The following is a 13,678-nucleotide window of genomic DNA, read 5'->3' as shown; positions in this document are numbered from 1 at the left end:
GGGAGACGGCTTGTCAAGGCACTCCGGCGGTTCCGGCGAATTGCCGCTCGACGACGAGATCGGTCGCGAGCAGGAGTACGTCTCGATGCTCTACGACCGGCTGGACGGGCTGCGTGAGCAGGCCGCCCACCGGCTCACCGCCGAGCTGCGCAACACCGGCGGCACCCTCCAGGACCGCTCGCAGCGCGACAGCTCGGTAGCGATGTACGCCGATCAGGTCGAGCAGTTCTCCGCCGTGGAGAACGGGCTCTGCTTTGGCCGTCTCGACGGTGACGACGACTCCCGCCACTACATCGGCAGGATCGGCATCTTCGACACCACAGGTGACTACGACCCGCTGCTGATGGACTGGCGGGCCCCCGCCGCCCGCGCCTTCTATCTCGCCACCGCCGCCAACCCGCAGGGCGTACGCCGCCGCCGGCACCTGCGTACCCGCCAGCGCAAGGTGACCGGGCTCAACGACGAGGTCCTGGACATCGACTCCGCCGCCCCCGGCGGCCACGAGGAGCTGACCGGTGAGGCGTCGCTGCTCGCGGCGCTCAACGCGGGCCGCACCGGCCGGATGCGCGACATCGTCGAGACCATCCAGGCCGAACAGGACGAGGTCATCCGCGCCGAACTACCGGGCGTCATGGTGGTCCAGGGCGGCCCCGGCACCGGCAAGACCGCCGTCGCGCTGCACCGGGCGGCGTACCTGCTCTACACGCACCGCCGCGAACTCTCCAGCCGAGGCGTGCTGCTGGTCGGCCCGAACGCGACATTCCTGCGCTACATCTCCCAGGTGCTGCCGACACTGGCCGAGACCGGCGTGCTGCTGCGTACCCAGGCTGATCTCTTTCCCGGGGTGAGCGCCCAACGGACCGAACCGGCCGAGACCGCGGCGCTCAAGGGCCGGGCCGTGTTGGCGGAGGTCCTGGCGCTCGCCGTCCGGGACCGGCAGTGGGTGCCGGACGAGCCGCTGGAGATCGAGGTCGAGCGGGAGGCGCTGAGTCTCGACCCGGAGACCGTGCGCACCGCCCGGGACCGGGTCCGCCGGGTCGACCGGCCGCACAACCTGGCCCGCACGTTGTTCGCCACGGAGATCGTGCACGCGCTCGCCGACCAGGTGGCCGAACGGATCGGCGCCGACCCGCTGGGCGGCGACAACCTGCTCGACGAGGCCGACCGGGCCGAGATCCGCCGCGAGCTGCGCGAGGAGTCGGAGATCCAGGCCGCCCTCGACCGGCTGTGGCCGGTGCTCACCCCGCAACGCCTGCTCGCCGACCTGTACGCCGACCCGGACCGCATCGCCGCCGCCGCGCCGATGCTCACCGACGACGAGCGGACGCTGCTGCACCGTGAGCCGGGCGGCTGGACGCCTGCCGACGTACCGCTGCTGGACGAGGCCGCCGAGCTGCTCGGCGAGGACGAGCGCGCCGCCGCCGCCCGCCGGGACCGCATCCGGATGATGGAACGGGAGTACGCCGAGGGCGTGCTGGAGATCGCCCGGGGTTCTCGTTCGATCGACGTCGAGGACGAGGCCGAGGGCGGTGAGATCCTCGGCGTGACCGACCTGATCGACGCGGATCGGCTGCTGGAACGGCAGGAGGAGGCCGACCGGTTGACCACCGCGCAGCGGGCCGCCGCCGACCGGACCTGGGCGTTCGGCCACGTGATCGTGGACGAGGCGCAGGAGCTGTCGCCGATGGCGTGGCGGCTGCTGATGCGCCGCTGCCCGAGCCGGTCGATGACGATCGTCGGGGACGTCGCGCAGACCGGCGCGCTCAGCGGCACGCCCTCCTGGGCGGACGCCCTCGCCCCGTACGTGGCCCAGCGGTGGCGGTTGACCGAGTTGACGGTCAGCTACCGCACCCCGGCCGAGATCATGGCGGTCGCCGCCGACGTCCTGGCGGAGATCGACCCGGCGTTGCGTCCACCGCGCTCGGTGCGGGAGAGCGGCGTACCCCCGTGGGACCGGACGGTGCCCGGCGAGCGGCTGGCGGCGGAACTCGTCGCGGAGGCCACCCGGGAGGCGACCGCGCTGACCGAGGGTCGGCTCGGCGTGCTCGTGCCGGCCGGCCGGGTGGGCGAGTTGGGTGCCGCGGTGGCCGCCGCGCTGCCGGAGGCGGCGGTGGGTGAGCATCCGGAGTTGGAGAGCCGGGTGGTGGTGTTGACAGTCGCGCAGGCCAAGGGGTTGGAGTTCGACTCGGTGCTCGTCGTCGACCCGGACCGGATGGTCGCCGAGTCCCCCCGCGGGCGCAGCGACCTGTACGTGGCCCTCACCCGCGCGACCCAACGCCTGGGTGTCCTCCGCCCCACCCCCACCCGCTGAGTCGATCATGAGGTTGACGTGGACTGTGATCTCCGTCAGCCACGTCAACCTCATGATCACGCCGCCAAGGGGGGCGGGTGGGTCGGGTCAGTCGTTGGATTTGTCCCTGATGGACTTTGCTGGTTCGGGCGCGGACGTGGACTGGTCGCTTGTGCCACCGCTGGTCGGCGTGCTCAGGCCGCCGGTGGTGGCATCGCCGGTCGTGGTCGGTGCGACCTTGCCCGGGTGCCGCTCCGGCTGCCGCGCCACCCGGCGCACGCTCGCCGGACCGGCGGTGCCACCGGTGGTCGTCACCGCGCCCTGCCCACCGACCGGGCCACCGTCGCGCAGCACCTGCGGGTCGATCCGTTCCTTCGCCGGATCGAACGGGTCGTCGCGCTGGATCTGACTCTGCACATCGGTACGGGGAAGCGTCACCTCGTCGACGGCACCCTTGCCGTACACACCTCCGGCGATCCGATCCTCGGCCTGGCGGGCGGCGTCCTGCCGCATGTCGTCCTCACGCACGATCATCACCTCGCAGAAGCTGTGGAACCGACTGCGTGCCCGACCACCGGCCGACCAAACCCGGCGTGACCGGGAGGTCGTCCACGGTGGTTCACCGTCGCGCCGCCCGCTGGCCGCCTGCCCGCAGTCCGAGATGTCCATGCTGTCCGGCGACCGGTGGGAGATGCCCGCCGGCAGAGGGGATGACAGCGTGCGCACAGTACGCCGTACCGCCGTCGCGGCCCTGGTGGCCGCGACGGTGACGACCGGGCTCGCGGTGCCCGCCCAGGCGAAGCCACGACCGGACCGGACATTCGACGTGCAGGCCCACCGCGGCGGCCTCGGGTTGCGGGTGGAGAACACCCTCGCGTCCTTCGGCAACGCCCTCCAACTCGGGGTGAGCACCCTCGAACTGGACGTGCAGATCACCGAGGACGGGCAGGCCGTCGTCACCCACGATCGGAAGATCAGTGGCGCCAAGTGCGTCGACACCGCCCCGGTGACGCCCGGCGACCCGGAGTTCCCGTACGTCGGCAAGTACGTCAACACGCTGAGCGTGGCCCAGGTGCGCTCGCTCGACTGCGGCACGAAGACGCTGCCGGACAAGCCCGGCCAGCTCGCCGTCCCGGGCGCCCGGATGCCGCTGCTGCGTGAGGTCTTCGCCCTGGTCAACCGTTACCGGGCGAAGGATGTGACGCTCAACGTCGAGACCAAGGTGGAGGCCGGTGCGCCGACCGAGACCGCGCCCCGCGACCAGTTCGTCCGGGTCACCGCGGCGGAGATCCGTGCCGCCGGCCTGCTCAAGCAGGTCACCATCCAGAGTTTCGACTGGGGTGCGCTGATGCGCATGCGCCAGGTCGAGCCGAAGCTCCCGCTTGTCGCCCTGACCAACTACGACTTCCTGCAGACCGGACAGCCGGGCGCCTCGCCGTGGCTGGGCGGGCTGGACATCGACGACTTCGGTGGCGACCCGATCAGGGCGATCCGCAGCTTCGGCGCCAGCGCCTTCTCGCCGGTGCACGGCATGCCGCAGAACGGCACGGTCACCGACCCGGGCTACCAGCCGTACGTCACGAAGGAGATGGTCGCCCGGGCGCACCGCTACGGGATCAAGGTGATCCCGTGGACCGTCGACGACGTGCCGACCATGAACAAGCTGATCGACGACGGCGTGGACGGCATGATCACCGACTACCCGGACCGGCTGCGGGGTGTGCTGGCGCAGCGCGGCTACCGGCTGCCCAAGGCGTACGCGGCGCCGTTCGACATCCAGGCGCACCGGGGCGGTCGGGCCACCCGGCCGGAGAACACCCTGCCGGCCTTCTCCAACGCGCTGTCCAACCGGGCCATCTCCACCCTGGAACTGGACACCGGCGTGACCGCCGACGGCAAACTCGTGGTGCTGCACGACCGCACCGTCAACGGGTCGCACTGCGTCGACACCGCCCCGGTCCGCCGTGGTGACCCCGCGTTCCCGTACGTGGGCAAGCCGGTGCACGAGCTGACGCTTGCGCAGCTCAAGACCGTCGACTGCGGCACGAAGACGCTGCCCGAGCTGCCCGCGCAGGTGCCCGCGCCGGGTGCCCGGATCCCGACCCTGGACGAGGTGTTCGCCCTGGTGAAGGCCAGTGGCCGTAGCGACATCGGGATGAACATCGAGACGAAGATCAGCCCGGTGGTGAACGACACCGAGCCGTACCGCGGCTTCACCCGCAAGCTCGTCGACGCGATCCAGCGGGCCGGCTTCACCAACCGGGCCACCATCCAGTCGTTCGACTGGCGCACCATCACCTACGCGCGGCAGCTCGACCGCCGCATCGGCACTGTGGCGCTGGTCTGGCAGTACGGCCCGGCCGAGTGCGCGACCCTCGCCGACGAGTGCTCGTTGCAGGCGGCGTACGGGAACCCGTCGGTGAAGAGCCCGTGGACCGGTGGACTGGACTGGTGGAAGTACCAGGACCTCGGCAAACTGACCCGGGCGGCCGGTGCCGGCACGGTGTCGGCCAACTGGCAGGTGCACGACCCGAAGCAGGGCACTATCGCCTCGGCGGACTGGTACCTGCGGGAGAACCCGGCATACTTCCACGGACCGGACGTACGCACGCTTCAGGCGCGCGACGGACTGAAGGTGATCCCCTACACCGTCGATGACGCAACGGTGATGCAGCGGGTCATCGACCTCGGTGTCGACGGCATGATCACCGACGACCCGGACCTTCTGGTGAGCGTGGCCAGGCGCAACGGCCTGCGCTGACCCAGTCGTCCACCCGATCGCCGGCCGGATTTTTCCGGCCGGCGATCGGTGTTACCTGCTCGGGGGCCTCGGGTAGTCGGGGGGTGTCCCCGCCACGAAAGCGAACCGTGCCGTGGCCGACACGCGGTAGCGGGGCGAGGGAATGCAGGTACGACTCATCGCATCCTGAGGAGGACCAGATGAGCACGCAGGCTGCTTCCACCCGGCCGATGAACCGGCCCATGAACGACCCGCAGAATCCCGCGTCGATGCGGGACATGCCGACCCAGCAGATGCCGTCCATGCGGGACGGGCATCGAGACCCGATGCCGTCGCCGGGCACGGAGACCAAGCAGGCGTTCCTGACGACGGAATTCTGGGTCTACGCCGCCGCGGTCGCGCTCGTGGTGATCGCCGCGTTCTGGAAGGGCACCACCGCCAACGGGCTGAACATCAACAACCCGAACCAGGCGTGGCTGTTCCTGACCATCCTGACCGGTGGATACCTGGTCAGCCGTGGTTTGTCGAAGGCCGGCTCCGCACGTCGTTCCGGCCGGGAACGCAACAAGCACTGACGACTCACGCGTGAAGCAGTGGCCTCCGGGAGCATCTCCCGGAGGCCACTGTCGTCGTGTGGGGTAGGGCTACTCGTCGCCGCCGAAGTCGCCGCCGAAGTCGCCGCCGAAATCACCCTCGAACGCGTCCTCGATCATCTCGCCGGCGACCATGCCGCCCGCGACGCCGAGCGCCGCACCGGCCACCATGCCGCCCATCCCGTGCCCGCGGCCACGACCGTGACCGTGGCTCGGGCCGTACTGGGACCGCAGGCTGCCGTAACGGGACGTGGTCTCGCGCAACCAGCCGTCGACGACCTGGGCCCAGTCCACCCGGTCGACGTCGGCGTGCGACACCTGGAAGCGACCGAAAGCGTCGTGCCCGGCGCTGAGGAAGCCGCCCCGCTTGTCGCACTCCAGGATGACCTCGACGCCGCGCTGGCTGGTCACGAAGGTCAGCTCGACCTCGTTGATCGTGCCCGCGTACTGCGGAGCGGCGAAGAACTCGATCTCCTGGTAGAACGGCAGCGTCTGCTGGACGCCCCGGATGTGGCCGCGCTCCAGGTCGGCGTGCTTGAACCGGAAGCCGAGCCGCTGGAACGCCTCCAGGATCCGCTCGTGCACCGGCAGCGGGTGCACCGCCACCTGGTCCAGGTCGCTCTTGTCGACCGCGCGGGCGATCGCCAGCTCGGTGCGCAGGCCCATCGTCATGCCGTGCAGGCGCTGGCCGTACACGTCGGTGATCGGGGTTTCCCACGGCACCGGGAGCTGGAACGGGATCGAGAGCTGCTGCTTGGGGGCGAGCAGGAACGCGCCGCTGACCGCCATCCGGTGAAACTCCAGGGTGCCGGAGTATTCGGCGTCGTGCCCCTCGACCTCCACCCGGGTCACCAGACCGATCACCACCTGCTCGATGGCCGCCTCAGCGTCGCCACCGACGAGGTTGACCTGCCCGTCGAGGGTCAGGCCGGGCCGGGTGTTGGGGTTGGTCAGCACCGTGTCCACACTGGGACCACCCACACCGAACGCGCTCAACATCTTCTTGAAGACCATCGGAACTCCTGTGCGACGCCGACCGCTCCTGGTTGGAGTCGGACGTTGACTCGAGCCGCACCCTATCCAGCACCCCTGTGAGGTGGCTGTGAAGCGCCCGCGAGGGCACCGCCGCTGCCGGCGGCGCTTGATCGACTCGGGTTCCTGGAACCCGGGGCACCACCACGACCAGGACACCCCGACCTCCGTGAGCCCGGGGTCGATCAGCGCCGCAGATCCGCGATCGCCAGCTCGGCCGCACGGGCCGGATCGTTTCCGGCCCGGGTGAGCAACCCGTCCAGCCAACAGTGGCCGGCAATGTCGGACCCGTCGTTGATGTCGAGGTACAGGCCGAGGTCGCACCGCTCGCCGAAGATCGCGACCCGCAGATCGGGGCGGAGCTGGTGCACAGTCTTCAGAACCTGCCACGCCGCCTCGTCGCGCTCGCCACGGCGCACCGGGTCACACTCCCGCAGGGCATCGGCCACACCGTCCGCGGTGGGGTCGAACCCGTCCAGCAGCGGCAACAGCGACGCGTCCGCCAGATAAGCGGCGGCCTGGAAGGTGAACGTGGGCACCCCCTCCCGCGCGAGCAGGTCGCGTACCAGGGGAAGCGCCCGCGCGTCCCGCCGCCGCGCCAACCCTCGGGCGCCCTCCGCGCGGACCTCGTCGTTGGTGTCCCGGGTACGGTCCCAGAGCGCCCGCCGGACGTCGTCCCCGTCCGCGGTGCTCAGCCAGCCAAGGCTGAAGGTCGCCCACTCGCGCACCTCGGGGTCGGCGTCGGCGCTCAGGACGATCAGCGCTGCCACACCGTCGTCGGAAGGGTGATCGTCGATCAGCACCATCGGCAGCGCGGCCGCGACCTGGAACCGCACATCACTGTCGGGGCTGCCCGCGAGGGCGACCAGGGTGGGCAGGGCACGGGGATCGCAGGTGGCGCCCAGGGCGCGGGCGATCGACCAGTGCACCTCGGGATCGACCTCGGTGTCGGCCACCGCGATCAGGGCGGTCGCGGCGTCGCTGCGCAGGTCGTCCCCGTGCACGTCACTCGCAAAGCCGAGCAGGTCGCACGCCGCCGCGCGCACCACACGGTCCGCGTCGGCCAGGTGCGTCACCGCCAACCGCACGGCGACAGCGCCCGACCCGGCCGCGTGTCGAAGCAGGTCGGCTCCGTCGTCGAGGTCGTCCGAGGTGCCCGACTCCACGACGCGGCGGAGCCGTTGCACCGCCCGGTCGAACAACTCCGCCGCCTCGCGTGATTCCACCGGCGAATGGTGTCACGCGAGTCGGTGGGCCGCACCAGCACGAGTGGGCAGTGCTCGCACCGCTGCTGGCGAGCGGTGCGTGGGCTCGGTCAGTATCCGATGGCCTCGCGGAGAAGCAGCACGGTGCCGCGCCCAGGGCGAGGTTCCGCGTTGAGGACGAGCAGCCGGTTGATGGCGCTGGGCACCCCGTACGCCGCCTGGGAGCGGACGTTCTCCAGCGGGAAGGCGTGCTCCTCGACGCGGCGCAACGCTGCGCTCAGGTCAGGAACCACCTTCTGCGCGCCGATGATCCACACCGCGTGGGTGGCACCGCCCGCGTTGGCAGGGAGTTGACTGCCGCTGCCCGAGGCAAGAACGAGCGAGCCCGTCTCGGTGACCGCGGCGACGCTGTTGACGACGAAGTCCGGGGTGGCGACAAGCCTTCGGATCTCGTCGGCGCCGGTAGCACGGTCGATGGCCAGGACGCGCGGCCTGATGGCGTCGTACCGGCCGTGGGCGTTGATGTCCTCGTCGATGCCGGACAGTCGGAGGGTTTCGCTGGATCCGGTGAGCACGCTGGCACCCTCGGGGACCAGGTCCTTGACGCGGGCGCGCGCGGCGGCGACGTCGTCGAGGATCTCGGCGGCGAAGCCGTTGGCACGCAGCGCCGCTGCTACCCGCTCCAGTCGTTGGGCCGATGCCGGCTCGACGAAGGATAAGGTCGGAGCCGTGGTGGCCGTGGCATCTGCCGGGTTGGTCCCGGAGTCCTGCGCCGTGTGGGGTGCCGAGCCCGCCAGCGGGGAGGTGTCGAGGTACCTGACCTCGTACACTCGCTCGGCGAACTTCCAGCCCTCCACGGTGCGCTGGTAGCGGTCGTGGTAGACGGCGTAGTTCAGACCCTGCCGTCCGTCGAGGGTGCGCGCGAGTTCCTGGATGTAGGCGCGACCAGTCGCGGTGTCGCCGTCCAGCAGGATCGTGCCGGGGTGTGTGGTCTGAACGAAGAAGTCCCACTGGCTCTGCAGCCGCTCACCCCCGGCACGGATCGCCGCACGGCCGACCAGCTCGACGGGGATGTTGGGCATGCGCAGGGCACCGTCCCGGGTGAACAGCGACGCCAGGCGGGGCCGGTCGCGCATCATCGCCGAGTCGGTGAACTCGCCGCGCAGTGCCTCGATCTCGACTCGGTCCGCGATGGCCTGGAATTCGTTCATCAGAGTCCCCTCTTCCGCCATGTTGTCGGCCTCACCGGTACGACAACGCAGCCCTTCGGAATGTGAGGTGGCGCGTCGGCCTCACCTTCCGGTGCGCTGTCTTGTCGTAACGGGTAGAGGCACCGAAGCGAGCGAGGGAGACGGCCAGACCATGACCACCAGAGTCGAGCCCGGCGACGAGCACAGCGATCCGGGCCTCAGCGCGATCATGAGCGAGCGGCGCCAGTTGATCAACCTCGCCTATCGACTCGTTGGGTCCCTTGCCGACGCCGAGGACGTCGTGCAGGAGACCTACGCCCGCTGGTACGCCATGTCCGCGCGGGAGCAGCAGGCCATCGAGTCGCCCGGTGCCTGGCTGGTGACGGTCGCCAGCCGCATCTGCCTGAACCTGCTCGGCTCGGCGCGCGCGAGGCGGGAGACGTACGTGGGCGACTGGATCCCGGAACCGCTGCCCGAACCCTCGGCGTGGATCACCGGGCGCTCCGACGGCGGCGGGAACGATCCGGCCGATCGGGTCACCCTCGACGAGTCCGTAACGATGGCCTTCCTGGTCGTCCTCGACTCGATGACCCCGGCCGAACGCGTCGCGTTCGTCCTGCACGACGTCTTCCGCTATCCCTTCGGCGAGGTCGCCGAGATCGTGGGCCGCACTCCGGCGGCGTGCCGCCAACTGGCCTCGTCCGCCCGCCGTCGCGTCCGCACCGCGCAGACCCCGACGGGCCCGAGTGCCGGGCAGGCCAGCATCGTCAGGCAGTTCAAGACGGCGTGGGAGGCCAAGGACATCGACGCCCTGATCAGCCTGCTCGACCCCCACGCCACCGCGACCGCCGACGGCGGCGGGCTCGCCGTCACCCACCTGCAGCCGATCGTGGGCGGGGAGCAGATCGCCCGCGCCTACGCCGAGATCGCGCGTGTGGCGGGCGATCGCACGGCGTTCCTGGAGTGCATGGTCAACGGCTTGCCCGGCTTGTTGGCGCAGCAGAATGGCAGCGTCGCGACCGTGTTCGCGTTCGAGATCGCGCACGACCGGATCAGGCACATCTGGGCGGTGCGCAACCCCGAGAAGCTCCTAGCCTGGCGGATCAGCTGAGGTGCGATCGGATCGCGACCAGCACCAAGATCTACGAGACGGAACCTAGCCGAACTCGCCGTCCTTGACACCGAGGACGAACGCGGTCCATCCACCGGAGGGATAGACGAGGGTTGCCGCAGCGCGGTCCTTGCTGTCCCGTACCGCCACTCGACCGGACCCGTCCAGGACGGGCCCTGCCTCGACACAACTGCCGCCGTTGCTGTTGCTCCGAGTGCTGATGTGCCAGGCCACGGCCGGCAAGGCGTCGTTCATGGCAGTTCCTCCGTGATCTTCGCGATCAGCTTGGCCGCCTCGCGCTGATCGAGCGCGACATCCTGGAGGCGATGGTACGCGAGCGCGTAGCGTTTCGACTTCGGAGATTCCATGAACCGACGCCCGCCCAGAGTCTCGGCGTAGGCGACGTCGGGATAGGGCTTGGGCATCCGGAAGAGCACGAACGAGCCATCAAGTCCGGCATGCAGGCCGACCTGCGATGGCAGTACGCGGACGTCGATGTGCTGTCGTCGCATCACCTCCGCGAGGTGTTGGAGTTGGCCGCGCATCACGGCAGGGCTTCCGACTGGTCGCCGAAGAACAGCTTCGTCGATGATTGCCGCTACGCGGACGGGTGGCTCCCGTGTGAGCACACGCTGACGGTCGATCCTCAATTGCAGCCACTTGCCGACCGAGAAATCCGTTGCCTGCTCCCCCTCCGCGTTGCGGATCACCGCTTCCGCGTAGGCCGTGGTCTGCATGAGGCCCGGCATGAGGAACGCGTCCCACGAGCAGATGTGCTCTGCCCTGGTCTCCAACCAGGGAAAGTCGATGAAGGAGGCGTCCACCAACTCGTCGTAGTCGTCGTCCCACCGGTCGGTCCGCCAGGCATCTTCGGCAAGCTGGATGAAGCGGCTCCGCTCACGCCCGTCATGCTCGCCGTAGAGATCGAGCAGCGTCACGACGACTTCCCGGCGGAGCGGCCACTCGGCACGCTCCCAACGGGCGATGGACGAGAAGTCCCGCTCCAGGAACTCGGCCGCCTGTTTGAGAGTGATGCCGCGCTGTTCCCGCAACTGTCGCATCTGCTGGCCGAGCCACTGGGCACGCAATGTCTGGACGAATGATTCACGCCTGCCGGGCATGGGTTCCCTTCCTTAGCCGTCCCTCATGACGAACTTTGTTGGTGTCGTTGCACCAATGCCGAGACCACTGGAAACGTGGCCTTCGGGTGAGGGTGATCGCCGGCCCCCGGGGAAGCCCGGTGCAAACACGGCAACCGCGGCAGCGCCAACAGCCGAAAAGGTGACGAGAGACGGCCTCGCGAGTGGCAGTCGCATACCGGGCTCTCGTCGGGTCTCCACTGGAGCGTCGGGGTGTGCGAATCCCGGCTCCGAACCGACTTGAACGAATACCTACCACGAAAATGGGCGCCCTCGCGACCCTGACTCACCCGTCGACGACGACGAGAGGTGGACGATGACCAGAAGCTCGCTCTACGACGGCGGCCGGCTGCATCCGCGGCACGTCCGCGACCGTCAGTTCGCCACCGTCGGCCTCGGCCGGCGGGGCCTCGATCCCGCAGAGGTACGGAGGTTCCTGCACCGGGTCGCGCTCGACCTGACCACGCTGCACCACGACCTGGCGCAGCTCAGCGAGGAGAACGCCCGGGTGAAGCGGGCACTGCGTGCCTGGCACGGCGCCGGGCCCGAGAGGCGTCGGCCGTGATCCCGCCGTACGAGCCGCCCGGTGGGATCTTCGTGCCGCTGCCTCGGGCCGCCGTGCTGGCGTTCACCGAGTCGTCCGAACCGACACCCCGACACGTGATCCACCTGCCGGTGGCGGTTCCCGACCTGGCCGGAGCGCTGGAGATGGCCCGTACCCTCGCCCGGTCGCTGACCTCGACACCACAGGTCGACGTCGCCGGCATCACGGTCTCGGCGGAGGACGCGCAGCACGTACAGCATTGGGCCTTCTGCGACCGGATCATGCCCGATCGCCGCCGCTGTCTGCGGCGGGCCGACCACGACGAAGCCTGCTCGCCCGTAGACGATCCCTAGATCGACTTCTACCATCGTGGACGATGAAGACGAGGCGACGGACACGGGCAGCCATGCTCGCTGCGGCGGTCGGGCTGCTGGTGGTGGTCGGATGCGTCACGACAGTCGTGGTCGAGACGCGTGGATGCCGGGAGTCACTGAAGGCCGACGAGGCGAAGGTCCGGGTCGGCCGGTGGGATCCGCCGGAGGACCTGCCAAACATCGGTGAATATTCGGAGATTCACTGGCAGGCGCGCGCCTTGGGCAACCCGTGTTCCCTGGTCCCCGGCCCAACGGACTGGGAGCATCAGGGCGTCGCCGTCCTGCGTCCCCAGGATGCGCGCACGTTGGCGGAGCAGTTCGAGTTCGTGCCGTTCGCTGCCGACAAGCCGGCTGAGTCGCCGCACTCGCGCACCCCTGCGGGTGTTTGGCCGAGCCTCGTATCGTTCCTTCCGACCGAGCCCCGGTGGCTGCACAGCCAGGCCTACGACGAGACCTCGCCGTCGCCGGGCAGGCGGGTGGTGTTCCTGGACGTGGAACACCAGACGCTGCTGTTCATGCTCTGAGCCACGCCCTCACGCGCTGCCGCATGGTCGACTCGGGTTTCTGGAAAGTGCGGTGTCCGGGTGGCCGAGACACCCCGGTTTTCAGGAGGCCGAGTCGATCAAGGTTTGGGCACGCACGACGTCGGACGTCTAGCCGACCTCCACGATCACCAGCTCGCCCACCTGTTCGCCGATCGTGGTGCGTGCCTCGGGTGGCAGGCCGGTGTCGGTGATGAGGACGTCGGCGGCCTCCAGTGGGGCGATGGTGGCGATGCCGATGGTCTCCCACTTGGTGTGGTCGGCGAGCACCACGAGCCGGCGGGCGGCACCGATCAGGCACCTGTTGACACCGGCCTCCAACAGGTTGGGGGTGGTGAATCCGGTACGCGGGCTGATCCCGTGCACGCCGAGGAAGAGCAGGTCGACGTTGAGCGCGCTGATCGCCGCCTCGGCCACCGGCCCGGTCAACGCGTCCGACGGAGTGCGGATGCCGCCGGTCAACACGACCGTCTGGTCGCCGCGCGGGTCCTGGTAGAGCGCGTCGGCCACCGGAATCGAGTTGGTCACCACGGTCAGCCCCCGCACGTCGGAGAGCAGGGTGGCAAGCGCGGCGGTGGTGGTGCCGGCGGAGAGCGCGATCGCCATCCCCGGCTCCACCATCGTCGCCGCCCGCTCGGCGATCGCGCGCTTCTCCGCCTGCTGGCGGATCGACTTCGCGGCGAAGCCGGGCTCCTCGGCCGAACCCGGCCCGGCCAGTGTCGCGCCGCCGTGCACCTTGTCCACCAGGCCGCGCTCGGCCAGCGCCTCCAGGTCGCGGCGGATCGTCATGTCGGACACGCCGAACCGGCTGACCAGGTGGCTCACCCGTACGCCGCCACGCTGGCGGATCAGATCGAGGATGGCGGTCTGCCGCTGTTGGGCGAGCATCTGGGATTCTCCTTCGTGCGTGGCCGTCGC

Annotated in this window: 14 protein-coding genes; 7 read left to right on the top strand and 7 right to left on the bottom strand. The window is 69.9% G+C overall.

Going from position 1 to position 13,678, the window contains the following annotated elements:
* Positions 1 to 10: 10 nt before the first annotated feature.
* A complete protein-coding gene (locus ACLQ29_RS19060; protein ID WP_425772840.1) occupies positions 11 to 2,311 on the top strand; it encodes a HelD family protein in 2,301 nt (766 codons plus the stop codon).
* Positions 2,312 to 2,398: 87 nt separating this feature from the next.
* Here ACLQ29_RS19060 and ACLQ29_RS19055 read toward each other — a convergent pair whose 3' ends face one another.
* On the bottom strand, positions 2,399 to 2,818 hold the full coding sequence (locus ACLQ29_RS19055) for a hypothetical protein (RefSeq protein WP_425772839.1): 420 nt from the start codon (positions 2,816 to 2,818) through the stop codon (positions 2,399 to 2,401).
* A gap of 190 nt (positions 2,819 to 3,008) precedes the next feature.
* Here ACLQ29_RS19055 and ACLQ29_RS19050 point away from each other — a divergent pair, with 190 nt between their 5' ends.
* Positions 3,009 to 5,051, top strand: coding sequence for a glycerophosphodiester phosphodiesterase family protein (locus ACLQ29_RS19050; protein WP_425772838.1), 2,043 nt, complete (start codon positions 3,009 to 3,011; stop codon positions 5,049 to 5,051).
* 179 nt (positions 5,052 to 5,230) lie between these two features.
* Entirely contained in the window at positions 5,231 to 5,605 is a 375-nt protein-coding gene (locus ACLQ29_RS19045) for a hypothetical protein (RefSeq protein ID WP_231392564.1), read from the top strand.
* 69 nt (positions 5,606 to 5,674) lie between these two features.
* On the opposite strand, the gene ACLQ29_RS19040 is transcribed toward ACLQ29_RS19045, so the two are convergent.
* The 3 genes from ACLQ29_RS19040 to ACLQ29_RS19030 form a co-directional block, all read right to left on the bottom strand.
* On the bottom strand, positions 5,675 to 6,637 hold the full coding sequence (locus ACLQ29_RS19040) for a sporulation protein (RefSeq protein ID WP_425772837.1): 963 nt from the start codon (positions 6,635 to 6,637) through the stop codon (positions 5,675 to 5,677).
* A 203-nt stretch (positions 6,638 to 6,840) separates the two neighbouring features.
* Positions 6,841 to 7,881 (bottom strand): HEAT repeat domain-containing protein, encoded by a 1,041-nt coding sequence (locus tag ACLQ29_RS19035; protein ID WP_425772836.1) that lies wholly within the window; start codon positions 7,879 to 7,881, stop codon positions 6,841 to 6,843.
* A gap of 89 nt (positions 7,882 to 7,970) precedes the next feature.
* Positions 7,971 to 9,071, bottom strand: a complete 1,101-nt coding sequence (locus ACLQ29_RS19030; protein WP_425772835.1) for an LUD domain-containing protein — start codon at positions 9,069 to 9,071, stop codon at positions 7,971 to 7,973.
* A gap of 151 nt (positions 9,072 to 9,222) precedes the next feature.
* Here ACLQ29_RS19030 and sigJ point away from each other — a divergent pair, with 151 nt between their 5' ends.
* On the top strand, positions 9,223 to 10,161 hold the full coding sequence (gene sigJ / locus ACLQ29_RS19025; RefSeq protein WP_425772834.1) for an RNA polymerase sigma factor SigJ: 939 nt from the start codon (positions 9,223 to 9,225) through the stop codon (positions 10,159 to 10,161).
* Positions 10,162 to 10,206: 45 nt separating this feature from the next.
* Here sigJ and ACLQ29_RS19020 read toward each other — a convergent pair whose 3' ends face one another.
* Positions 10,207 to 10,416, bottom strand: coding sequence for a DUF397 domain-containing protein (locus tag ACLQ29_RS19020; protein ID WP_425772833.1), 210 nt, complete (start codon positions 10,414 to 10,416; stop codon positions 10,207 to 10,209).
* Entirely contained in the window at positions 10,413 to 11,282 is an 870-nt protein-coding gene (locus ACLQ29_RS19015; RefSeq protein WP_393374403.1) for a helix-turn-helix domain-containing protein, read from the bottom strand. The genes ACLQ29_RS19020 and ACLQ29_RS19015 overlap by 4 nt, the downstream gene beginning before the upstream one ends.
* A gap of 334 nt (positions 11,283 to 11,616) precedes the next feature.
* On the opposite strand from ACLQ29_RS19015, the gene ACLQ29_RS19010 reads away from it, so the two are divergent.
* The 3 genes from ACLQ29_RS19010 to ACLQ29_RS19000 are packed head-to-tail and all read left to right on the top strand — an operon-like array spanning position 11,617 to position 12,742.
* Positions 11,617 to 11,865: a DivIVA domain-containing protein gene (locus tag ACLQ29_RS19010; RefSeq protein ID WP_425772832.1), complete on the top strand. Its 249-nt coding sequence runs from the start codon at positions 11,617 to 11,619 to the stop codon at positions 11,863 to 11,865.
* On the top strand, positions 11,862 to 12,197 hold the full coding sequence (locus tag ACLQ29_RS19005; RefSeq protein ID WP_425772831.1) for a hypothetical protein: 336 nt from the start codon (positions 11,862 to 11,864) through the stop codon (positions 12,195 to 12,197). Before ACLQ29_RS19010 ends, ACLQ29_RS19005 begins: the two co-directional genes overlap by 4 nt.
* Positions 12,198 to 12,250: 53 nt before the next feature.
* On the top strand, positions 12,251 to 12,742 hold the full coding sequence (locus ACLQ29_RS19000) for a hypothetical protein (RefSeq protein ID WP_425772830.1): 492 nt from the start codon (positions 12,251 to 12,253) through the stop codon (positions 12,740 to 12,742).
* 129 nt (positions 12,743 to 12,871) lie between these two features.
* Here ACLQ29_RS19000 and ACLQ29_RS18995 read toward each other — a convergent pair whose 3' ends face one another.
* A complete protein-coding gene (locus ACLQ29_RS18995; protein ID WP_425772829.1) occupies positions 12,872 to 13,648 on the bottom strand; it encodes a DeoR/GlpR family DNA-binding transcription regulator in 777 nt (258 codons plus the stop codon).
* Between the last annotated feature and the right edge of the window lie 30 nt (positions 13,649 to 13,678).

Origin of the sequence: Micromonospora sp. DT228, from assembly GCF_049841595.1 — a bacterium.
Lineage (GTDB): Bacteria > Actinomycetota > Actinomycetes > Mycobacteriales > Micromonosporaceae > Micromonospora.
Note: the sequence above shows the minus strand (reverse complement) of the source record. Positions and strands in the feature narration are given on the sequence as shown.